Consider the following 20,774-nt stretch of genomic DNA (forward strand, 5'->3'; position numbering starts at 1 on the left):
CGGTGGCTTAATGGGAGAAAAACAAACAGCTATTATAGCCTGTATACTGTTTGCGCGCTAGAAACCCTATGTGGAGACGACTTAAAAATTTTCAAGTCCACACAAGATTAAGATTTTGGTGTGGCGATCATCGCCATTTTTTCGCTCGACATTGTTCTGAATTTTTCGTGTAACTCCTTGTTTTTAGGGTCTCTTGAAAGATCCTGGTGAATTTTGTCAAAAGACCTGTCGAAATATTTTCTTTTGAGCACTAATAAACTTTCTTGCGCTCCCGCCTCAATTTCCTCCGCACCGAAAATATGCTCCAAGGAATTGAACAGGTTTTTGAAGCGTCTTTGTTGGTGTGGATCAACCGCCAACCGGTAAAGCAGATCTTCCGCTGTCTCGATATTTTCCTTAAGCAGCCACTCCAGAAAGTAAGTTAGAGCCCTTTCGTCGTCCTGAGTAATCTCATAATTCAGCGTGTTTGAGATTTCCTTCGCCCAGGATGGATTGACGTACAAACCAAGGCAGGCGCGGGCGGCAATGCGATTGGGTACAGGGATTGGCTCTTCACGAGGCTCGTCCCGGTTCTGAAACGAAAATCCTTTTTTGCCTTTCCAGTCGCTTTTTTTCCACTCCCCCCCGCCATTTTTGCCTTGGCGGTCTCCCCAGCGGGAAGAGCGCGTCAGTTCATTCAGGCGCTGGTATAGAGCATCCTTTAGAACCGGCGCATTAATGACTTTTAGCGCTGTGCGGGCCTGAGTGGATAGTATGCCTTTGTTTTCCGCAATGGACAGGTCCAGGCCCCGACTCATGGCCTGGAAAAAATATTCTGAAAGGGGCGTGGCGCTGGCAACGCGCTCACGGAATGCATCCGCGCCTTCGTTTCTGACAAATGTGTCAGGGTCCTCACCTTCCGGGAGAATCAAGAAGCTGACCTTGTAGCCATCCTGAAACATGGGGAGCAAGTTATTAAGCGCCTTATCGGCAGCCGCCAAACCAGCTTTGTCGCCATCGAAGCAGAAGACAATATCCTGACTGGTGTTTAGCAGGTGACTTAAATTGTCTTCATTGGTGGCGGTTCCCATTGCGGCGACAGCATTAACCACGCCAAATTGGGCCAGCGAAATAACGTCAAGATAGCCTTCGACCACAACCAGCTGTTCAAGCTTGCGTGACTGTTTGCGAGCTTCCCACAACCCATACAGCACATTGCTTTTATGGAATATGGGAGATTCTGGGCTGTTGATGTATTTACTGCGGTCATTGCCAAGGGTGCGGCCGCCGAAGGCGATAGTTCTGCCCCGGGTATCCCGAATAGGGAAGATGAGGCGGTTTTGGAACATATCGAAACGATTCTGTTCCTTTTCTATCACCAAGCGGAGCGTGCTGAGCGCCTTGATCAGGCTGCGGTCGCTGGAGCCGCTAAGAAATTGGCGCTGCGCTGGCGCGAAGCCTATGCCGTATAAATCAGCCATTTCGGAAGAAATGCCTCGGCGTTTCAGGTACTCCTGAGCGATTCCGCGTTGTGGATGGCTCCCCAGCGCCTGACGAAACGCCGCATCCGCATGAGAGGATGCGTCATACAGTGATTTGTTTTGACTTACTTTCTGCTCCGCCGTTCTATCGCGAGGCACTTCCACGCCGCAGCGCTTCGCCAGTTGCTCAACAGCTTCATTAAAGGAAAGGTGCTCAGTTTCCTTGATGAAATTGATGGCGTCGCCGTGGGCTCCACAGCCATAGCAGTGATAATGCGCAGGGTGGTTTTCGTTGTATACGTGAAAGGAGGGAGACTTTTCGTCATGAAACGGGCAGCGACCCTGATAGGTTGCGCCGGACTTCTTGAGATTCACCCGCTCAGCGATGAGGCTGGCAAGATCAACCCGAGAAAGTAAATCGTCGACAAATACTTGAGGGATCAGACTGGCCATGACTTTAATCTATCAAGTAAGAAAGTCTAGTTGCAGGGCGATGCCTGCAACCACTCTGACCTGGCGAAGTCCTAAAACAGGTCGCCGTAATATAGAGAAGCGTTTGGGTGATTAAGATAGTCGCAGAAGGGATCAGGACAAAGCTTTTTTAACTTTTTGTCCGATGACCGCCATGTCCGCACGTCCCTGAACTTGTGGTTTCAGGACCGCCATTACCTTGCCCATATCGCGTATCGACTCCGCGCCTGATTCGCTTACCGCAGTTTGGATAAGTTGATCAAGTTCTTCTTCGCTGAGCGCTTCAGGTAGAAAGCCCTGAATTACGTCCAGCTCAAGCTGTTCTTTAGCGACCAGGTCGTCCCGGCCAGCGGCGGAAAATTGAGAGATGGAGTCTTTGCGTTGTTTCGCCATCTTATCCAGCACTTCGAGAACACGAGCATCATCAACTTCAATGCGCTCGTCCACTTCGATTCGTTTAATGTCCGCCAGAATCAAACGAATGGCTCCAAGGCGGTCTTTTTCCTTGCTGCGCATGGCCGATTTCATGGCTTCGGTTAAACTGTCTTTCAATGACATGATCGAATTGTCTCTGTCCGTATTGGATATATAAGCGTAAAGCGTACTAGAACTGGAAAATGCGAGACTTGTATAAGTCGTATTAACGCCAACAACCCGGTCTCAACAGTATTAAGACCAGGTCAACGCGGGCGTAATTCGATTAGTACAGGCGCTCGAAACGTCTTTGTTCGCGCTGAACTTTCTTCGCGTGACGTTTTACAGCGGCAGCCAACTTGCGCTTTCTTTCTGAAGTCGGCTTCTCGTAGAACTCGCGACGACGTACTTCTGAAAGGATTCCTGCCTTTTCGCATGAACGCTTAAAGCGGCGAAGGGCAACGTCAAATGGCTCGTTCTCTTTAATTTTTACGGAAGGCATATCCCCTCTCTATGATCTGTAAAAACCGAATTGGTTAAAATTGTGTCAACACAAATAGGGCGCGCATTGTAATCCCGTTGGGTTGCCCTTGTAAAGGTGTTGTCCTGTATAAATTCTAACAAATCTGTGCGAGCGGCGCTCAATTTAAAGGCGATTGGGAATGGAATAGTTGTCACGATGGCTATAAGATGCCCGGCTTGGGCGAGCGGCCCTGCTGGTCGCTGCTGTCAAGCGTTTGGGCGCTTAGCTGGCTTTTATTGTACTGTCCTGACGTAGAACGACGGTCAAGAACGCCCCGATGAGTATGGTGGCCGACCTGTGCGGCGATTTGATGATGGCGGATCAGAACATGTTAGTACTGGGCATAGAAACATCCTGCGACGAAACCGGAATTGCGTTGTACGACGGAGAGCGCGGACTGTTGGCTCACACGCTGTACAGTCAGATCAAGTTGCATGCGGATTATGGCGGCGTAGTGCCGGAGCTGGCTTCTCGCGATCACGTGCGAAAAGTGATTCCTTTGATCGAAGAGGTATTAAGTCAGGGGGGCGTCGGCAAAAGCGATGTCGATGCTATCGCTTATACGGCGGGTCCAGGGCTGGTTGGCGCTTTAATGGTGGGAGGCGCTATCGCCTCGGCGCTGGCTTACGCTTTGGATATCCCTACTATTGGCGTCCATCATATGGAAGGGCACTTGCTGGCTCCCATGTTAGAAGAAAATCCACCGGAATTTCCTTTTGTCGCCCTTTTGGTCTCGGGCGGCCATACGCAGTTGGTGCGGGTCGACGGCGTCGGCGAATATGAGCTTTTAGGGGAGTCTGTGGACGACGCCGCAGGAGAGGCTTTCGATAAAGTGGCCAAAATGCTTGGCTTGGATTACCCCGGTGGCCCTCAAGTAGCCAAGTTGGCGGAGCAGGGGAATCTGCAACGATTCAAATTTCCGCGTCCGATGACGGATCGCCCCGGGTTGGATTTCAGTTTCAGCGGGCTTAAGACGTTTACGCTGAATACTCTCCAAGAGGCGGAAGCCAGTGGTGGCGTTGATGATAATTTGCGTGCAGATGTCGCCGCCTGCTTTCAGGAAGCGGTGGTGGAGACTATGGTGATCAAGTGTCGTCGGGCGCTCAAGCAGACTGGATTGAAACGATTGATCATGGCTGGCGGGGTCAGCGCGAATCGCCGACTGCGGGAAAAGTTACAACAAATGGCCAAAGGCGAAAGAGCTCAGGTCTATTATGCCCGGCCGGAATTTTGTACCGATAACGGTGCAATGATCGCCTATGCTGGCTATCAGCGCCTGGCTGCCGGACAACGAGGAGATCTTAGCGTTGTCGCCACACCACGCTGGCCTCTGGTGGAGTTGCCTTCAATTAAGGGTTAAGGGCGGCGGGAGATCAAAGCGAGCGCTCTTTGCCTTTGGCCAGATTGATGATGTTCTCTCTATGTCGAATCAGAATGAACAGCGCCAATATGAGGAATAGGGCGAGATGCTCCGGATTAAGTCGCCATGCCACCCAGGGCGCCATTACTGCGGCGGTCAGCGAGGCAAGGGATGAGATCCGCTTCCAATATACGACGGCCGCCCACACCAGCGTCAAAGCGAGAGTGGTTTGCCAGGCCAGCGCCAGCCCCGCTCCCAACACTGTGGCGACGCCTTTCCCTCCCTTGAAGTGATGGAATGCCGGCAGCATATGGCCGACAATCGCCGCTACGGCGGTGACGCCTTGTTCATAGGGTGAAAGCCCAAGCATGGCTGCGATACAGACGGCGGCGACGCCTTTGGCGGCGTCCCAGAATAAAGTAAGCATGGCGGGAATAAGGCCGCCGAGGCGGTAAATATTGGTCGCGCCAGGATTGCCGGAGCCTGCTTCGGTGGGATCGGGGAGCTGGAAGTAACGGCATACCCAATAGGCGCCCATGATGGAGCCGAGCAGGTAGGCGATAGATGTCGCCATGAGAAGTTGAAAAGGATGCTCCATGGGCCCCCTGCGGCTTAAAATAGATCAGACTGCGTAGATTATGAGCCATAATAGAGGTTGCTTGTCTACACCCCTTTGGTCGCTAGGGAACGCTTCTTTCCCTGCGTATAGACGACGGGCGTATGTTAGGTGTCATGGATACAGTACTTATTGAAGGTTTACAGGTAGACGCCATAATCGGCGTTTACGAATTTGAGAAGGGGTATCAACAACGGCTTTTTGTTGATATCGAGCTGGGATGCGATATTTCCGGTGCGGCGCGTGAGGATAATCTTGATCTCACCCTGAACTATGCAGCCGTCAGCGAGCGTTTGCGTGAATATGCCGCAGCCAGTCGCTTTCAGCTCATTGAGACTCTGGCTGAGCGATTTGCTGAATTGCTGCAGAAAGAGTTTGGCGCGCCCTGGTTGCGTCTGACGATCCGAAAGCCTGGCGCTGTCGCGGAAGCGCGTAGCGTGGGAGTAAGAATTGAAAGAGGAGCTCGCAAGAGTGGTTAAAGTGGTTGTTGGTATTGGCAGCAATATCGACCCGGATAAGAATATTGCTCTGGCGCTAGACGCGTTGGATGCGCATTTTCAGGATTTGCGTTTATCGCCGGTATATGAGTCGGAAGCGATTGGGTTCGCCGGCGACGCCTTCATCAACCTGGTGGCGGCGTTTCACACTGAGGAGCCGGTTGGCGCAGTGCAGCGCACCTTGAAGCAGATTGAGGCGAGCAGCGGGCGTACTGGATTGGAGTCCAAGCACTCTGGGCGCACGCTGGATATCGATATCCTTACCTATGGAGATGTTGTGGGAGAAGTGGAGGGGATTGCGCTTCCGCGGGGTGAAATAACAGAGAACGCTTATGTTTTGCTGCCCCTGGCGGAGCTTGAGCCCAATGAGCGCCACCCGGCCTTGAATGTCTCCTACGCGGAGTTGTGGGAAAAGTATGATCGCGCCCAGCAACTTCACAGAGTCGCCTTTAGCTGGCGCGATCGGACTTTCTAGCGGAATCCGGGAGAGTTAGCTCCCGGAATCGTTGGCTTTGCGGAATTTCTCCACCAGCGCTGCACTAGACGGATCTAGCGCATCCGTAGACGCGCCGGTGTCCAGCAGCATGGGCAATATGCTGTCGCTAAGTTGTTTGCCCAGCTCTACGCCCCACTGATCAAAAGAATTCAAATTCCAGATAACTCCTTGCACGAAAACTTTTTGCTCATACAGGGCTATCAGTGCGCCGAGCGTATGCGGATTGATTTCATCCATCACCAGCGTGTTGCTGGGACGGTTGCCGGGAATCACTTTATGAGGTGCCAGTTCCTCTGCGCGCTCTGATGACATGCCAGCATCAAACAGCTCCTGATGCGCCTTCTCAAGAGACTTGCCGCACATCAATGCTTGGCTCTGCGCGAAGCAGTTGGAGGCAAGCATGGCGTGATGACGTCCGGCGGGCTTGTGGGATTTCAGCGGCAGAATGAAGTCCGCTGGGGTCCAGCGTGTGCCCTGGTGCAGTAACTGGTGATAGGCATGCTGGCCGTTAGTGCCGGCGCCGCCCCAGATAATAGGGCCCGTGGCGTAGTCGACGCCAACGCCTGAACGGTTGACGCCTTTGCCGTTGCTTTCCATATCAACCTGTTGCAGGTGCGCAGGCAGATTCTCAAGCGTCTGGTCATAGGGCAGGATAACGTAGCTGTCCGCGCCCAGGAAATTGTGATACCAGATGCCTAGCATGCCCATCAATACGGGCATATTTTGCTCGAGCGGCGCAGTTTTGAAGTGCTGGTCCATGGCTTCTGCGCCGGCGAGCAACTCTCTGAAGGCCTTCATGCCAACTTGCAGCGCAATGGGCAAGCCAATGGCGGACCACAAAGAGTAGCGTCCCCCGACCCAATCCCACATCGGGAATACATTTTCCGCATCTATACCGAAATCACGGGCGCGCTGCACGTTGCTGGAGACTGCGACAAAATGCTTGCTTAGTCCCGCCTCAGAACCGCCTTCGCGCAAATACCACTCGCGAGCGGTCATGGAGTTCGCCAGTGTCTCCTGAGTCGTGAAAGACTTGGACTGAACGATGAACAACGTGGTCTCTGGATTCAGGTTCTCCAGGGGGTAGGCAATATCAGAGCCGTCCACATTGGAGACGAAATGGCAGCGGATGTTTTCCTGCCAGTAAGGACGCAGTGCTTCTACCGCAACGCGAGGCCCCAGATAGGAGCCGCCGATACCGATGCTGACGACATCATTGATCGGCTTGCCGCTGTAACCTAACCATTCGCCACGGTGAACCTTGCTGACGAACTGCTCCATTTGCGCCAGGGCGCTGCGGATTTCGGGTTTGATATCCTGGCCATTCACCAGCACTGGCGTATCGGAACTGCTGCGCAGTGCGGTATGAAGAACCGCGCGGCCTTCCGTGTGATTGATCGGTTCGCCAGCGAACATGGCGTCGATGGACTTTCTCATTCCTGCGTCTTCAGCCAGTTTTACCAGCTTTTCCAACGTAGCGGAGTTTGCTCTGTTCTTGGAGTAGTCCAGAGTGAGTCCCGCAGCACTGAGAGAGTAGCTTTGGACTCTGGCGGGATCGCGATGAAAGTAATCCAGAATATGGTCGTTGGCGGTATCTGCAGCATGTTGCTGCAACGCCCGCCAGCTTTCTTTTGCCTTATCGTTAAGCGTTTGAGGCGTGTCTTGCATTGTTTTGAATTTCCTTGGGATTGATGATGGATATCAACCTAGGTGTACGCTGATGTTGTCGATAAGCCTTGTCGTTCCCAGGTAGGCCGCCGCAAGTATCGTGATGTCGCTGTCGCTGGCGACCGCCGGAGACAGAGTGTCGCTGTTCACGATATTGAAGTAGTCAGGAACGAAACCGGCTTGCGTCAGTTTATTGTTGGCTTCTGCGCTTATTGCGGCGAAGTCCTTGTCGCCATTTTCAATCTGCTCCGCACTTTCTTGCAGGAGCTTGTACAGCAATGGCGCCGTTTGGCGTTGTTCGGCGGAAAGGTAGCCATTGCGGGAACTCATCGCCAGACCGTCCGTTTCCCTGAGTGTGGAACCACTCTCAACGACGATAGGAAGATAAAGGTCGCGGGTCATTTTGCGAATGACCGCCAATTGCTGAAAGTCTTTTTCACCAAATATGGCGACATCCGGCTGCACCATGTTGAACAGCATGGATACGACGGTTGTTACGCCAGTAAAGTGTCCGGGTCGGCTGGCTCCGCAGTGAAGCTCACTCAGCGCGGGGGTAATAACCTTGGTGTGGCGCTCCAGTCCCTCTGGATACAGCTGACTGACTTCCGGGGTGAATAAAAGGTGGTTACCGGCGGCGACCAGCTTTTCTTTGTCTGCGTCCAAGGTTCTTGGATACTTGTCCAGATCCTCGTTTGCCCCAAACTGTAGCGGGTTAACGAAGATGGACGTCACCACATAGTCGCACAATTCCTTGGCTTGTTTGACAAGGCTGACATGCCCTGCGTGCAAGTTGCCCATGGTGGGCACCAGTCCAATGCGTTTCCCTTGCGTACGCTGCTGCCGGATTGCGGCGCGCAGATCTTTAACCCTGTGGATGGTGATCATATGTTGAAGCTGTGCTCCTCCGCCGGAAATGCGCCGCTCTTAACGGCTTCCACGTAACCTTTAAACGCTGCTTGAATAGAATCGGAACCGGCAAGGAAGTTTTTGACGAACTTCGGTTTCTTGCCTGCGCCGACTCCTAAAAGATCGTGCATCACCAACACTTGTCCGTCAGTGTAAGGCCCTGCGCCAATGCCGACGACCGGCGCGCTGACTTCTTCCGTCAATTGCTTGGCGAGTTTGGTGGGGACGCATTCCAGCAATAATATGTCAGCGCCGGCTTGTTCCAAAGCCTTGGCGTCGTCCAGCATCATCTGCGCCTGACTTGCTTCTTTACCTTGCACTTTATAGCCGCCGAACTTGTTGACGGACTGTGGCGTTAGCCCTAAATGAGCGCATACCGGGACGCCCTGGCGGGAAAGGTGGGCAATGGCGTCACAAAGCCAGGCTCCGCCTTCTAGTTTCACCATGTGCGCGCCTGCTTGCATGAGCAGCCTGGCTCCGGCCATCGCCTGTTCCGGCGTGCCGTAACTCATAAAAGGCATATCTGCGATGATGAACGCGTTGCGCGCGCCGCGTTTGACTGACGCTGTGTGGTAAACCATGTCTTCCAGGCGAACTGGAACCGTGCTGTCGTGACCCTGTAAAACCATGCCGAGTGAATCGCCGACCAATATCACCTCAACGCCAGCCTGATCCATTTCGTAGGCGAAGGTGGCGTCATAGGCGGTCATTACCGCGAATTTTTCGGATTTCTTCTTGAGGTCCAGGAGGGTGCTCAGAGTGATGGACATGCAATCATCCTGTACTGTTGGAGGCAATAGACTAAATGGAAACCTGGTGTGAATAAAGTCCCGGATGCGTTGAGGAGACGTTTCGTCCTACTGAATACGCTCAATGCCTTCCTGCGGCAATGTCGCAAGCAGAGCGGATATCGATCCAATGCCTGGAATAACGCAATTCGGCGCAATTTCAGCCAAGGGAAATATAACAAAGTTACGCTCGTGCATAGCGTAATGAGGTACGGTCAGTACTTCGCTGTTCAGGGTTTCATCGCCAAATAACAGCAAATCCAGATCCAGGGTTCTGGGAGTCCAGCGTTCGCCCTGGCGTACGCGGCCTTGATTGTTCTCAATAGTTTGCAGCTCTCGCAACAGGTCGAGAGGTTCCAGGCTGGTTTCCAGTTGCGCGACCGCGTTGACATACCAGGGCTGGTCAGGCGCGCCGAGGGGCGCGCTGCGATACAGGCTAGAAGCCTGCAGCAACTGGACGCCGGATATATCTTCCAGCGCGCTTAGCGCTTGGCGCAGCTGTTGCTCAGGCTGGCTTAGGTTACTACCCAAGCCGACATAGCAGGCTGTCATTGCGATGGCGCACTGTTGTTGGTGCGGCGTGGGCGTCTGCGCGGACGTCTGCGTCCACCGGAGCCGTCCCGTTTAGGGCCTTGCTGCTGCAATTTATTACGCCCCTGGTCATCGGCTTCCTGATAGCGCGTCCACCACTCGCCAAGTCCTTGCAGGTCTTCACCGCTTTGTTCACGCAAGACCAGGAAGTCGTAGGCGGCGCGAAAGCGGGGGTGTTCCACCAGGCTCTGCAGACGTTTGCTTTGTTTACGCGGCAGACGGAGCTGCAATTCCCAGATTTCACGCATGGGCTGACTGAAGCGCTTGGGCAGCGCAGTGTGCTTGACCTGCTGCGCCAGCACTTTGTCGATTGCCTTGTGCATAGCCTGCATGGGAGGCAAGCCGTCGTCTTGGTAGCGCTGCTGCAGTCTTTGCATTGGCGACCACAACATGGCCGCGTACAAGAAGGCAGGGGTTACCGGCTTGTCCTGGGCGATTCGCTTATCCGTGTTGCGCAGCGCCTGCAGGATCAGTTTCTCCGCATGGGGGTGCTCATTTTCCAGCAGGCGGTCAGTTTCTGGGAACAGGAATTTGAATAAGTCGAACTGGCGCAGAATTTCGAATGTACGTACGGCTTTACCGGATAGGAACAGCTTCAGTACTTCTTCAAACAAACGCGCTGAGGGAATGTTGAGAAGCAAGGGGCCTAGATCCAGGATGGGACTGGCGGTGCGTTCTTCGATTGAAAAATCCAATTTTGCGGCGAATCGGGCTGCGCGCAGCATGCGCACGGGATCTTCCCGGTAACGGGTTTCAGGGTCGCCGATCAGGCGCAGTACCCGGTGCTCAATGTCTTCGATGCCACCTGCGTAGTCATAAATGCTGAAGTCTCTGACGCAGTAATAAAGCGCGTTAACAGTGAAGTCACGGCGCAGCGCGTCTTCTTCCTGGTTGCCGTAGACATTGTCGCGCAGTATCTGGCCTGAATCGCTGGTGACCGCGTCGCCGTCGTCTTCGCCAGCATTTTGATGACCGGCGCGAAATGTGGCGACTTCTATGATCTCACGACCGAAGCGCACATGAGCGAGGCGGAAACGACGTCCGATCAGACGACAGTTGTTGAACTGCTCACGCACTTGTTCTGGGGTTGCGCTGGTGGCGACGTCGAAGTCTTTGGGCTGTTCGCCCAGTAATAAATCGCGCACGCCTCCGCCGACTAGAAAGGCGTCATAGTTGGCGCTGTTCAGGCGGTAGAGAACTTTCAACGCCGCAGGGCTAATCTGCTTGCGTGAGACTGTATGGCTGTCGCGGGGGATGATTCGCAGTTTCAAAGGTTTTGCGCCGGCTTCTTTGCGTCCCGGTTTTATCAGGCCCATTAACTTTTTCAGCATGACGATCTTGTGTCTATCAATACCAATGATTTCGAGGGCCGGAGTGTACTCTTTTGTAACGGATATTGCGACAGCAAAAGCCGTGCCTCATACGTGGTGGAATGCGGCTGAAAGGTGCTCAGACCCAATATGCTTTAAGCATAGCTTTGATGGGGCATTAGTCGACAAAAGACGGAAATTTAAGGAAAAAATGAGGAGAGGGGAGAATAACTAAGGGGAAAGCAATGTTGCTTTCCCCCACTGAGAAGAAGGTTAGACGATTTTTTGTTTTTATTTTTGTCTTGGTCCCAAACGATTGGTCGCTCCACAATTAGAGCCTAGAGGATTAGTTACAAACGGAACGCTTTGAATACTTCGAGTGATAATAGGGATTTGGATAGTGTTGTTTAAGTCTAGAATGTCCACTGTCGTGGTTCTTTTTAATACTAGACACCCTACCCATACCTTGAAATACCACTAAAAAGCTCGGCATCCAAAACAATCAGTTCGCCACCCGTATTTTTATTTTTGTTCTGGGTTGTTCTTTTTGTTCACTCTGCTTTTTTATTTTTATTTGTGCAGTTCGGTGCATTTTTATTTTTATTTTGCACTGTAAGAGAGCATGGGGCGTGCCAGAAAATTAAAAAAACATTATAAAACAGCAATGTAGCTGCAAGTGTTCAAAAGTCATACGTGTTTTTGCTTACCTGAGTGTTACCAATGCCCACTGAAAGGGCATCCTGGTGTTCCCCAAAGTAACGCTGGGTAACAACTCAACCGCAGTTGGTGTCACAAAGAGGGGCGCGAGGCGCATTTAGACTGTTTTTTAATCAAAATTATGGCCCACATTAGTGAATATGCAAGTCAACTTAGCGTAACAATTTTAGGTTGTGAGCAATAAATGCGCGCGACCGACTAAATATCGATCAAAAAGAAACGATTTGGGGCGTGAGAAAGGAAAGTGTGGGGGGATTGCAGCCCGGATGAACCGGGCTGGCTGGAAAAAGTGTTACTTAGCGCTTTTTTTGGTGCGCGGTATGCCCAAACGCTGTCGACGCTCCCATAAACTTTTGCGGCTGATGCCCAATTTGCGGGCCAACTCGGTTTCGCTCATGGTGTCCTGATTTTCCAGTACAAAGTGCTGGAAATAGTCCTCTAATGACAAATCCGTGCCTTTATCCGCGCCTTTGGAGTTGGCGGGGTTGTCCATGCTCAGCATACCTTCGGGGATATCCAGCTCTCCCTCCAGATCAATCGCCAGCAGGTCTTTGCCGATGTGATCGCTGTCCGAGAGGATGACGGCGCGCTCGACGGCGTTCTCCATCTCTCGCACGTTGCCTGGCCACTGATAGCGACGAATAAGGGTGAGGGCGTCCTTATCGAACTTGAGGTTGGGCTTATCCATACGTTCGCCCATTTTAGCCAGCAGCATTTTAGCCAGACCGATGACATCATCCTCCCTGTCCCGCAATGGGGGGATGCGGAGCTGCATGACGTTCAGTCGGTAAAACAAGTCTTCCCGGAACTCGCCCACTTTGGTCATTGCCTTGAGGTTACGGTGCGTTGCGGCGATGAGGCGTACGTCCACGCGTTTGGACTGGGTGGAGCCGACCCGACGAATCTCGCCCTCCTGGAGCACCCGTAACAAACGCGCCTGGGCTTCCAGTGGCAGTTCGCCTATCTCGTCGAGAAATAAGGTGCCGCCGTCAGCCGCCTCTATCAGGCCGCTACGCGCGCCCACAGCGCCCGTAAACGCGCCTTTCTCATGGCCGAATAGCTCGGATTCAATCAGTGTTTCTGGAATCGCTGCGCAGTTGACGCAGATGAGAGCGCCCTCCCGACGTCGGCTCAACATGTGCAGGGCGCGAGCGGCCAGTTCTTTACCTGTGCCTGACTCGCCTTGAATCAGTACGGTGGTGTCGGTCGGGGAGACTTTGCCGATCAAATCGAACAGCTTCAGCATTTCCGTGCATTCGCCGAACATCAGGTCATTGATGTCCGCGCGCGCGGAGGCGTTTTCTGCTTCGAGTTTGGGAGGTGAGGGCTTGGCGGGGCGTCTGTCCAGGATGGATTTGATCGACGCCAGCATCTCGTCGTGATCGAAAGGCTTGGCGATATAGTCCACCGCGCCGAGTTTCATAGAATCCACGGCGGAGCGCAGGCTGGCGTAACTGGTCATGATCAGGACGGGAGTCTCGGTCGCCTGAATCAGATCGGTGCCGGGTCGACCGGGAAGACGCAGATCGGAAATGATCAAATCCGGTTTGCTTTGCTCCGCAACTTCCAGGGCGCGATCAACGGAGTCCGCTTCGGCGACGGCGTAACCGTTATGCTGTAAGAGTCGCGTCAGGGCGGAGCGGATAATGCTCTCGTCTTCTACAATCAAGATTAAAGCCATAGCTTAAGTTTCCGTTAACTCTACAGAGATACTTTCTGAGTCGGACTGATAAGCCGGTAGTTCGATAATGACCCGGGTTCCTTTGCCGGATTCTTTATCCGCCGGACTTTCTATCCGAATGTGGCCGTAGTGCTCTTCTATGATGCTGTACACTAGAGACAGCCCCAAACCAGTGCCCTTATCGGGGCCTTTGGTGGTATAGAAGGGCTCGAACAGGTGATCTATCTGGTCGCCGCTGATGCCGCTGCCTTCGTCCTCCACTTCAACGTGGATGGAATATTGTTGCAGCGACGCTCTCACCCAGATATTGGCTGAAGCCTCCGAAGCGTCGCGGGCGTTGCTGAGCAAGTTGACGAACACCTGCACCAGACGTTGTCCGTCGCCCATTACCTTTACCGTTTCTTCCACTTCGTTGACGTAGAGCACCTGTGGCTCTTTAGTGGATAAGGAGAGTAAGTGTATCGCTTCGTCGACGCAACGTTTTAACTCTGTCGGCCCATGCTGGGCGGATTGGGTGTAATTGCCGGAGCGGGCGAAATTCATCAGGGTTTGTAAAATTCTAGAAACCCGCTGGGTCTGTACAAGAATATGTCCCGCCGTCTCCAGCACTTCTTCGTTGCTGGTCATGAGCTTGAGGTTTTGGGCAAGACAGGCGATACCCGTTACCGGATTGCCAATTTCGTGGGCGACCCCCGCTGCAAGACGTCCCACGGAAGCGAGACGCTCACTGTGAACCAGCTCGTCCTCCAGTAACTGGGTCTCGGTATAGTCTTCCAAAAGCAACACTTGCCCGGCTCCCGATGCGCCATCGCTTTCAATCGCAGCTTTGTGCAGATTGAACCAGTGTGGCGCGCCGTTAATGTCCAGGCGCTTCTTGGATACATGGCGCTCTTCTGCGTTGGCGAAGCTAAAGAGCAGCGTGGACCAAGGCTTGGCGATGGCGCTGATGTGCGAACCGATGACCTGCGGAGCGGGAATTCCCGTCAGCTGCTCCATCGCGTGATTCCACATCAACACTTCAAGATCAGCACCTAAAGAACAGGTGGCGATAGGCAGATTTTGTAAGGTTTGCCGATGGTAACGGCGCAGCGTATCCAATTCGCCGGCAAGTCCGCTGAGGCGGTTATGGTATTCCTCCAGCTTGCTCTCAACGAAGTAAATGTCCTGAGCGGGCGCAACGCTGGTGGCGGGCTTGAAACTGAGATTCTGTTTGACGATGTCCTGCGCCAGAGCCGGGCCTAATAGCCCTGACAAATTGGCTTCGATCTGATCGCGCAGTCTGCGTAGCGCATAGGGGCGGTACTCGACCTCATGCAACTGCAACTGCGCGAGGGCGTGATTCACTTCTCTTTCGGCGGCTTGGCGGCCGAGAGACTCTGTCAGGAAGTCCTTGAACTGCTCGGAGCTGGTAGCGACCAATTCGCGTCGTGATGGACGCATCAGTGTGTCGACGGAGCAGGCCTGGGCGGAGCGCGCTTCTGCCTGAGAGGCGTCGGTAAACAGGCTGACCATGACGAAAACGAAGATATTCAGCGTCAGGGACGCCATCACATAGTAGTGCCAATCGTCAGGATTGAAGCTGTAGCTGTCGCGCCATGGATTGACCGAGAACACGTCTACACCGAACAGGATGGGCAATGGCATGGTGACGAACCACAAGCTTACGCCGGCGCATAAGCCACTGATGAAGCCGTTGCGATTTCCCAGGGGCCAATAGATGACCGCCATCACCCCTGGCAGCAACTGCAGGCCAGCGGAAAAAGCCAGTATGCCCAGCTCGGAAAGGGAGAAGCGGTTGTCCAGGAATAGAGAGAACAGGTAGCCTGAGCCGAGTATAAACAAGATTAAGCCGCGTCTTACCCAGGTCAGCCAGGAATAGATATTGCCGCGGGACAAAGGCTGATATACAGGGAGAATAACGTGATTGAGCATCATCGAAGCCAGCGCCAGACAGGTCACGATCAGTAAGCCGCTGGCGGCGGTCAGTCCGCCAAGAAAGGCGACAATACTGATCCAGGGGGCGTTGAGCACCTGACCCAGGCCGAGAATAAAAAATTCCGGCGTTGTGGGAACGGACAGCTTGATGCCCGCCCACATGAAAATAGGGATGGGCAGACTCATCAGGAGCAGGTACACCGGTAGTCCCCAGCTCGCTTTGTAAAGCGCAGTGGGATTCAGGTTTTCTGTAAAGGTGACATGAAACATGTGCGGCATCACCAAGGCGGAAGCGAAGAATATCAGCAGCATCGCCCGCCAGGGCCCTTCCTCTAAGTGGCGCTCCATGGCGCTGATGCGTTGCGCATTCTCTTGCAGCCAGCTGTTCACTTCGCCGAAGCCGCCGAACACCTGATAGGCGATTAATATGGCCAGGGCCAGTATGATCACCAGCTTGAGGCCGCCTTCTAGCGCAATCGCCACGATCAGGCTGGGGTGTCTTTCCGCGCGAGTTTGTCCGCGGGCGCCGAAAAAGATGGCGAAGAAAATGATCATGGCGCAGAACAGCAGGCTGACGATCCGTGTGTCCTGAGACGGCGCCAGAACATGCAGGGAGTTGTCGAGCGCCTGAAACTGCAACGCCAGCAGCGCGAGTGAAGCGAAGCTGATGAAGAGCGTGCTGATGGTGCCTGCCGCCTGACTTCTGTAGCGGAAGGTGAATAAATCCGCCACTGAAGAAAGTTGATAGGATTTGGTGACCCGCAGTACCGGAATCAACAACACTGGCGCAAGAAGAAAAGCGCCGCAAACCCCCAGATAGAAAGCCAGAAAGCCGTAGCCGAATTCGTAAGCTAGGCCGACGGAGCCGTAAAACGCCCAGGCGCTGGCGTAGACGCCGAGAGATAAAACATAGGTGGCGGGGTGCCGGACCCAGCGTAAAGGTATCCAGCCGCGCTCGGTGATATAAGCCAGGCCAAACAATGCGCTGAGGTACAGGGCTCCGTAGGCGAGCAGGCTCCAGGCGCTAAAATTCATTCGGTCCCCGCTTTCGCTCTAACCAGTATGCGACGACGATCAGTAGAGACCAGATAATGTAAGGCCTGTACCAGGCGCTACCCGGCGCGATCCACCAGTCCATGATCACGGGTGAAAAAATGTAGACGCCTAAAATCAGCAGAAACACCAAGCGATAAATATACATAGACCGCGTTACCAAAATACCCGGAAGACTAGGTTTGTCCATGTTACTGGAGGAAACGGGAGCATGCAAAATACCTTTTTGGCTTCCCAATTGGTTGTTTTCGCGTACTTATTAAATATAAGCGGGCGAAAGCAGGGTAACAGGTTTTAAGCGCTAGATGCGCCGGTTATGTCAGGCAGGGGAACGCTGCGTAGTCCATGGATCTTGTCGCGGGACCAGTTTAGCGTTAGTTGTGGCAGGAGCTCCTGAGGCGTTTCGGCTTGCGCCAGCTCTGCGTTAGCGATCAACAGCGCCGCTGCCGCCGCTCTGAGGTTGCTCATGATTTGCCGGTTATCCAGCCCGGGGGCCAGGTTCTGCTTGCTGAGTTTGGCGCCGGAAGCATCGACGACGACCGGGAAATGTCCGACTTGCGGCGACTCTTTGCCCAATGCTTTATACATTTGATATTGCAATGGCGTGGAGTCAAGTAAGTCGGAACCGCGAATGATGTGACTGATATCCTGGGCCAAGTCATCGCATACCACCGCCAGTTGGTAAGAGAAAAAGCCTTCTTTACGCCGAATGACGAAATCATCCAGTTCTCCATGGAGATGGTAGGGAACGATGCCCTGTATCAGGTCGTGAAAACTGTACTCCGCGTCAGTTACGGCAAATCGGTAGGCGTATTCGGCGTCTGGGGGCGTTTGGCGTAAGCGGCAGGCGTCCAGGTGGCGACCCTGTCGTGCAGACAGCTCTTTGCGACTGCAAGGACAGGGGTAAGCGTGACCGCTCGCAAGTAATTGCCCGAGTAGCTCGGTGTAGGAAGAGAGGCGTTGAGATTGATAGATAACGCTTTCGTCCCACTGCAGGCCGTGAGCTTCAAGTGTTCGCAGAATGCTGTCAGCGGCGCCGGTGACTTCCCGTAGCGGATCGATGTCTTCGATGCGAACGAGCCAGACGCCTTGTTTACTGCGCGCATCAAGATAACTGGCCAGCGCGCCGACCAATGAGCCGAAGTGAAGAGGGCCAGTGGGAGAGGGCGCGAAACGCCCTCGATAGATATCCGAAGAGACTGCCTGCATGGAGGCGCGGGCGAGACCGGATTAGATGCCGGTTTGCTTTTCCCGAATTTCCGCCAGTGTTTTGCAATCAATGCACAGTGTGGCGGTTGGGCGGGCTTCCAAACGGCGAATACCGATTTCCACGCCGCAGGATTCACAAAAACCGTAATCTTCCCGATCAATCTGATCGATAGTCTGGTCAATTTTCTTGATCAGCTTACGCTCTCTGTCGCGAGTGCGTAGTTCCAAGCTGAATTCTTCTTCCTGAGTTGCTCTATCGCTGGGGTCTGCGTAGTTGGCCGCGTCTTCCTGCATATGGTGCATGGTGCGGTCTACTTCCTCCATGAGCTCTTGTTTCCAGTCCAGCAGGATCTGTTTGAAATGCTCCAGCTGAGGAGGGCTCATGTATTCTTCGTTTTCACCAATTTCATACGGAGTAAAATTCGTGAATTTACCAGCGCTACCCGCTTTTTCATTTGGCATATCTTCTGCCTCGTCTAGTCACTTCTCAAAAGTAGTGTAGGCTCCAGCGCCCGCACTGGACTTATATTTGCTAATATTCGCGATTTGTCAGGATTTAAGCGAGCGAAACATAGCAGATAACTGAACTGATCGCCAACCCTTATTTATTTCAAAGTAGCCCAATTTAATGCGATTGCTATTTTCGGTGTTTATCAGTGCGAATAAGGAGTCATTTTTTTGAAAATAGATACAGTTTCAACGCCTGGACGGCTGCTAAAACGATACAAGCGATTTCTGGCGGATATCCAGCTTCACGATGGCGGCGAGCTGACCATCCACTGCCCTAATACGGGGGCGATGACGGGGTGCGCTGAGCCAGGGAGTCTTGTGTACTACAGCGACTCGGGCAATCCCGCCCGTAAATATCGGCATACTTGGGAGCTGGTGGAGACCCCGGCCGGAGAGTTCGCATGCGTGAACACGGCGCGTCCAAATCAGCTTGTGGGCGAGGCCATTGACGCTGGAGTGATCAAGGAGTTGCAGGGATATCCTTTGAAGAAAGCGGAAGTGAAATTCGGCGATCAAAACAGCCGGGCTGATTGGATGCTTTCCGATTCTTCGGAGCTTCCCGACTGCTATGTAGAAGTGAAAAACGTCACCCTTTGCATAAATGGGCGCGGCTACTTTCCCGATGCCGTCAGCACGCGGGGGCAAAAGCATCTGGAAGAGCTGATGTCCGCGGTGAGAAGCGGAAAGCGGGCTGCATTGGTCTTTTGCGTCAACCATAGCGGTATTACCGTGGTGAGTCCCGCGTCACACATCGACGCCCGCTATGGGGTTTTGCTGACGGAAGCCATTGAGGCTGGCGTGGAAGTGTTGGCGTATAAGTCAGAGATTAAGCCCGGTGAAGTAAGGCTTTTCCAGAAACTAGAGGTGATTCCGTTCGATCCAGCGGCGTTTTAATACGGCGTCAGTTATGCAGGTAAAAGCGCCACTCATCATCACTGCGCTCCATGTCCAGCCGCTGAAGGGATTGCCCTTGGCATGGGCCGCTGATGCATTCTCCTGAATGGATCAGAAACAGCGCGCCGTGTGTGGCGCAGTGAATGAATTGTCGAGCCTGGTCAAGAAACTGGTCAGGCATCCACTCAAGCTCTATGCCTAAATGTGGGCAGCTATTTATGTAGGCGAAAAGGGCGCTTCGTTGCTTGACGACAAAAACGCTGTGTCCAGCTAGCTGAAGGCCCCGGCAGGCGCTGTCGTCTAGTTGATCCAGCTCACACGCCGGCACTGCGCCCAGCAGTTTTCGTGACGCCATGAATAAAACTAGAGCGCAGCGGAATCGCCAGTCAGGCGGCGGTTCAGGTCGTTGATGGTCCGAGCCATATTTTCCAGTAAATGGAAGCAGGTTTCTGGATGGGCGTGAATCAGACTGACGAACTGGGATTTGGGCACCGCCATGACCGTGCATGAGTCCCCCGCTACAACAGTGGCGTTGCGAGGGGCGTTGGTCAGCGCGGCGATAGCGCCGAATATTTCCCCTTCGTGCACTTCTCCGACTTCCTGATCATCAATAAAGACTTTCGCGTCGCCCATCATCATGGTGTAGACGTTGTCTGCTTCTTCGCCCTGGCGAATGATGACATCCCCCGGCTTGTAGCGAGTAAACCCGGCCTGGGGGCGGTGTTGTTCTTTACTGATATCGCCGTAGGAGTGGCTGAAAAGGGTCATCAGACCGACGACATAGCTTTGCCATGTGTTGGAGAGTTGCTGGTTTTCTTTCATCAGCTCCTGAAACGCGACGGGAGAAAAGCAATCCAGCTCTACCGGGTCTTCGCACACATAGCTGACAGTCGCCGCTTTAATGCCGCCTTCAATGCCGGCGACATCTCCAGGTTGCAGAATATAAGCCACGCGGTTATCCATGACGGCTGAGAGCATGCCTCGTCTCACCAGGCACAAATGGCCGCGGGGGACACGCCTGAACAGGTCTGTGCCGGGGTACAGCTCTAGATTGTTAGGGCTGGGAGGAAGCAATCTTTGCAGGCTGCGCGCGGAGCTGTTTACGTATTCGAGTAGGCCTTCGACGGAGGCCACGTGTTCGCCAAGTAAAAACATAGGTCCGGTTCCGGTTCAACGACGGTAGCGTAGGCGCGTGCCATGGGTGACTGACATTACAATCTCATCTGGAGACAGCTCTTCAGGGAAATAACAGCCTGAGATTTTGGTGCTGGCGATACTGGCTCCTTCCAGATCCGCTTTGCGGAAATCGATGCCACGCAGATCCGCTCCACGAAAGTACGCGCCTTTAAGATCCAGGCCCGATGCATCAAGCCCGCGTAAATCCAGGCCACGAAAATCACAGAGCTCAAAGCTGGGAACAGGGGATGACTGTTTCTGCTTATTGAACTCCTCGACCTTCTCAGAACGAAGCAGTTGATAAAGAGGGTGATCTATTATCTTGACCCGTTCCATTGAGCTGCACCTCCGGAAACAATTCTGCGATTGGGCGGATAACGCCGCCCTGAGTAAACGCTATTCGGTACGCCGTTATTGTAACGCCGCATAATCGCAGTATAGACAGAGGTTTAAGTCAAGTCATGTAGTGTTCCGTAACAAAACGGAACGATAAAACGAC

The 20,774-nt window shown here is 53.5% G+C and carries 21 protein-coding genes; 4 read left to right on the forward strand and 17 right to left on the reverse strand.

Annotated elements, in window-relative coordinates; genetic code table 11:
- Positions 1-107: 107 nt before the first annotated feature.
- The 3 genes from dnaG to rpsU form a co-directional block, all read right to left on the reverse strand.
- The gene (gene dnaG / locus ONV78_RS05415) at positions 108-1,913 is read right to left on the reverse strand and encodes a DNA primase (protein WP_279501714.1); all 1,806 of its coding nucleotides are present in this window, start codon (positions 1,911-1,913) and stop codon (positions 108-110) included.
- Positions 1,914-2,045: 132 nt separating this feature from the next.
- The gene (locus ONV78_RS05420) at positions 2,046-2,489 is read right to left on the reverse strand and encodes a GatB/YqeY domain-containing protein (protein ID WP_127973703.1); all 444 of its coding nucleotides are present in this window, start codon (positions 2,487-2,489) and stop codon (positions 2,046-2,048) included.
- Positions 2,490-2,631: 142 nt separating this feature from the next.
- Complete coding sequence (rpsU, locus tag ONV78_RS05425; RefSeq protein ID WP_011399974.1) at positions 2,632-2,847, reverse strand: 30S ribosomal protein S21; 216 nt, start codon at positions 2,845-2,847, stop codon at positions 2,632-2,634.
- A 349-nt stretch (positions 2,848-3,196) separates the two neighbouring features.
- Between rpsU and tsaD the strand changes: the two genes are divergently transcribed.
- The gene (gene tsaD / locus ONV78_RS05430; RefSeq protein WP_279501763.1) at positions 3,197-4,228 is read left to right on the forward strand and encodes a tRNA (adenosine(37)-N6)-threonylcarbamoyltransferase complex transferase subunit TsaD; all 1,032 of its coding nucleotides are present in this window, start codon (positions 3,197-3,199) and stop codon (positions 4,226-4,228) included.
- 13 nt (positions 4,229-4,241) lie between these two features.
- Here tsaD and plsY read toward each other — a convergent pair whose 3' ends face one another.
- On the reverse strand, positions 4,242-4,826 hold the full coding sequence (plsY, locus tag ONV78_RS05435; RefSeq protein WP_279501719.1) for a glycerol-3-phosphate 1-O-acyltransferase PlsY: 585 nt from the start codon (positions 4,824-4,826) through the stop codon (positions 4,242-4,244).
- 134 nt (positions 4,827-4,960) lie between these two features.
- Between plsY and folB the strand changes: the two genes are divergently transcribed.
- Together folB and folK (ONV78_RS05445) are read left to right on the forward strand one after the other, a co-directional pair.
- Positions 4,961-5,323: a dihydroneopterin aldolase gene (folB, locus tag ONV78_RS05440; RefSeq protein ID WP_164887393.1), complete on the forward strand. Its 363-nt coding sequence runs from the start codon at positions 4,961-4,963 to the stop codon at positions 5,321-5,323.
- Positions 5,316-5,816: a 2-amino-4-hydroxy-6-hydroxymethyldihydropteridine diphosphokinase gene (gene folK, locus ONV78_RS05445; protein WP_279501720.1), complete on the forward strand. Its 501-nt coding sequence runs from the start codon at positions 5,316-5,318 to the stop codon at positions 5,814-5,816. Before folB ends, folK (ONV78_RS05445) begins: the two co-directional genes overlap by 8 nt.
- A gap of 15 nt (positions 5,817-5,831) precedes the next feature.
- On the opposite strand, the gene pgi is transcribed toward folK (ONV78_RS05445), so the two are convergent.
- The 10 genes from pgi to dksA all read right to left on the reverse strand — a co-directional run bounded on the left by pgi (position 5,832) and on the right by dksA (position 18,157).
- Positions 5,832-7,505, reverse strand: a complete 1,674-nt coding sequence (gene pgi / locus ONV78_RS05450) for a glucose-6-phosphate isomerase (protein ID WP_279501721.1) — start codon at positions 7,503-7,505, stop codon at positions 5,832-5,834.
- Between the two features lie 33 nt (positions 7,506-7,538).
- Complete coding sequence (panC, locus tag ONV78_RS05455; protein WP_279501723.1) at positions 7,539-8,390, reverse strand: pantoate--beta-alanine ligase; 852 nt, start codon at positions 8,388-8,390, stop codon at positions 7,539-7,541.
- The gene (gene panB / locus ONV78_RS05460) at positions 8,387-9,181 is read right to left on the reverse strand and encodes a 3-methyl-2-oxobutanoate hydroxymethyltransferase (RefSeq protein ID WP_279501725.1); all 795 of its coding nucleotides are present in this window, start codon (positions 9,179-9,181) and stop codon (positions 8,387-8,389) included. Before panB ends, panC begins: the two co-directional genes overlap by 4 nt.
- Positions 9,182-9,268: 87 nt before the next feature.
- Entirely contained in the window at positions 9,269-9,751 is a 483-nt protein-coding gene (folK, locus tag ONV78_RS05465; RefSeq protein WP_279501726.1) for a 2-amino-4-hydroxy-6-hydroxymethyldihydropteridine diphosphokinase, read from the reverse strand.
- A complete protein-coding gene (gene pcnB, locus ONV78_RS05470) occupies positions 9,748-11,121 on the reverse strand; it encodes a polynucleotide adenylyltransferase PcnB (RefSeq protein WP_279501728.1) in 1,374 nt (457 codons plus the stop codon). The genes folK (ONV78_RS05465) and pcnB overlap by 4 nt, the downstream gene beginning before the upstream one ends.
- A 988-nt stretch (positions 11,122-12,109) precedes the next feature.
- Positions 12,110-13,498: a sigma-54 dependent transcriptional regulator gene (locus ONV78_RS05475; RefSeq protein ID WP_216740034.1), complete on the reverse strand. Its 1,389-nt coding sequence runs from the start codon at positions 13,496-13,498 to the stop codon at positions 12,110-12,112.
- Positions 13,499-13,501: 3 nt separating this feature from the next.
- A complete protein-coding gene (locus ONV78_RS05480) occupies positions 13,502-16,468 on the reverse strand; it encodes a sensor histidine kinase (RefSeq protein WP_279501730.1) in 2,967 nt (988 codons plus the stop codon).
- Positions 16,458-16,634 carry a hypothetical protein gene (locus ONV78_RS05485; RefSeq protein WP_216740036.1) on the reverse strand — a complete coding sequence of 59 codons (177 nt, stop codon included), beginning with the start codon at positions 16,632-16,634 and terminating at the stop codon, positions 16,458-16,460. Before ONV78_RS05485 ends, ONV78_RS05480 begins: the two co-directional genes overlap by 11 nt.
- A gap of 146 nt (positions 16,635-16,780) precedes the next feature.
- Positions 16,781-17,695 (reverse strand): tRNA glutamyl-Q(34) synthetase GluQRS, encoded by a 915-nt coding sequence (gene gluQRS, locus ONV78_RS05490; RefSeq protein WP_279501731.1) that lies wholly within the window; start codon positions 17,693-17,695, stop codon positions 16,781-16,783.
- Positions 17,696-17,716: 21 nt separating this feature from the next.
- On the reverse strand, positions 17,717-18,157 hold the full coding sequence (gene dksA, locus ONV78_RS05495; RefSeq protein ID WP_127973692.1) for an RNA polymerase-binding protein DksA: 441 nt from the start codon (positions 18,155-18,157) through the stop codon (positions 17,717-17,719).
- Between the two features lie 216 nt (positions 18,158-18,373).
- On the opposite strand from dksA, the gene sfsA reads away from it, so the two are divergent.
- The gene (gene sfsA, locus ONV78_RS05500; RefSeq protein WP_279501732.1) at positions 18,374-19,099 is read left to right on the forward strand and encodes a DNA/RNA nuclease SfsA; all 726 of its coding nucleotides are present in this window, start codon (positions 18,374-18,376) and stop codon (positions 19,097-19,099) included.
- A 7-nt stretch (positions 19,100-19,106) separates the two neighbouring features.
- Here sfsA and ONV78_RS05505 read toward each other — a convergent pair whose 3' ends face one another.
- Genes ONV78_RS05505 through ONV78_RS05515 form a run of 3 tightly spaced genes read right to left on the reverse strand, consistent with a single transcriptional unit; the run spans position 19,107 to position 20,611 of the window.
- Positions 19,107-19,454: a Rieske (2Fe-2S) protein gene (locus tag ONV78_RS05505; RefSeq protein WP_279501733.1), complete on the reverse strand. Its 348-nt coding sequence runs from the start codon at positions 19,452-19,454 to the stop codon at positions 19,107-19,109.
- An 8-nt stretch (positions 19,455-19,462) separates the two neighbouring features.
- On the reverse strand, positions 19,463-20,254 hold the full coding sequence (locus ONV78_RS05510; protein ID WP_279501735.1) for a cyclic nucleotide-binding domain-containing protein: 792 nt from the start codon (positions 20,252-20,254) through the stop codon (positions 19,463-19,465).
- A 15-nt stretch (positions 20,255-20,269) separates the two neighbouring features.
- Complete coding sequence (locus tag ONV78_RS05515) at positions 20,270-20,611, reverse strand: pentapeptide repeat-containing protein (protein ID WP_216740041.1); 342 nt, start codon at positions 20,609-20,611, stop codon at positions 20,270-20,272.
- Between the last annotated feature and the right edge of the window lie 163 nt (positions 20,612-20,774).

This window comes from Hahella sp. CR1 (assembly GCF_029813005.1).
Lineage (GTDB): Bacteria > Pseudomonadota > Gammaproteobacteria > Pseudomonadales > Oleiphilaceae > Hahella.

Coding starts and splice junctions, on each gene's coding strand:
- tsaD (WP_279501763.1), top strand. CDS start 3,197: ATGTTAGTACTGGGCATAGAAACATCCTGCGACGAAACCGGAATTGCG.
- panC (WP_279501723.1), bottom strand. CDS start 8,390: ATGATCACCATCCACAGGGTTAAAGATCTGCGCGCCGCAATCCGGCAG.
- dksA (WP_127973692.1), bottom strand. CDS start 18,157: ATGCCAAATGAAAAAGCGGGTAGCGCTGGTAAATTCACGAATTTTACT.
- panB (WP_279501725.1), bottom strand. CDS start 9,181: ATGTCCATCACTCTGAGCACCCTCCTGGACCTCAAGAAGAAATCCGAA.
- ONV78_RS05485 (WP_216740036.1), bottom strand. CDS start 16,634: ATGTATATTTATCGCTTGGTGTTTCTGCTGATTTTAGGCGTCTACATT.
- gluQRS (WP_279501731.1), bottom strand. CDS start 17,695: ATGCAGGCAGTCTCTTCGGATATCTATCGAGGGCGTTTCGCGCCCTCT.
- pgi (WP_279501721.1), bottom strand. CDS start 7,505: ATGCAAGACACGCCTCAAACGCTTAACGATAAGGCAAAAGAAAGCTGG.
- ONV78_RS05475 (WP_216740034.1), bottom strand. CDS start 13,498: ATGGCTTTAATCTTGATTGTAGAAGACGAGAGCATTATCCGCTCCGCC.
- ONV78_RS05505 (WP_279501733.1), bottom strand. CDS start 19,454: ATGGCGTCACGAAAACTGCTGGGCGCAGTGCCGGCGTGTGAGCTGGAT.
- plsY (WP_279501719.1), bottom strand. CDS start 4,826: ATGGAGCATCCTTTTCAACTTCTCATGGCGACATCTATCGCCTACCTG.
- rpsU (WP_011399974.1), bottom strand. CDS start 2,847: ATGCCTTCCGTAAAAATTAAAGAGAACGAGCCATTTGACGTTGCCCTT.
- ONV78_RS05515 (WP_216740041.1), bottom strand. CDS start 20,611: ATGGAACGGGTCAAGATAATAGATCACCCTCTTTATCAACTGCTTCGT.
- ONV78_RS05510 (WP_279501735.1), bottom strand. CDS start 20,254: ATGTTTTTACTTGGCGAACACGTGGCCTCCGTCGAAGGCCTACTCGAA.
- pcnB (WP_279501728.1), bottom strand. CDS start 11,121: ATGCTGAAAAAGTTAATGGGCCTGATAAAACCGGGACGCAAAGAAGCC.
- ONV78_RS05480 (WP_279501730.1), bottom strand. CDS start 16,468: ATGAATTTTAGCGCCTGGAGCCTGCTCGCCTACGGAGCCCTGTACCTC.
- ONV78_RS05420 (WP_127973703.1), bottom strand. CDS start 2,489: ATGTCATTGAAAGACAGTTTAACCGAAGCCATGAAATCGGCCATGCGC.
- dnaG (WP_279501714.1), bottom strand. CDS start 1,913: ATGGCCAGTCTGATCCCTCAAGTATTTGTCGACGATTTACTTTCTCGG.
- folB (WP_164887393.1), top strand. CDS start 4,961: ATGGATACAGTACTTATTGAAGGTTTACAGGTAGACGCCATAATCGGC.
- folK (WP_279501726.1), bottom strand. CDS start 9,751: ATGACAGCCTGCTATGTCGGCTTGGGTAGTAACCTAAGCCAGCCTGAG.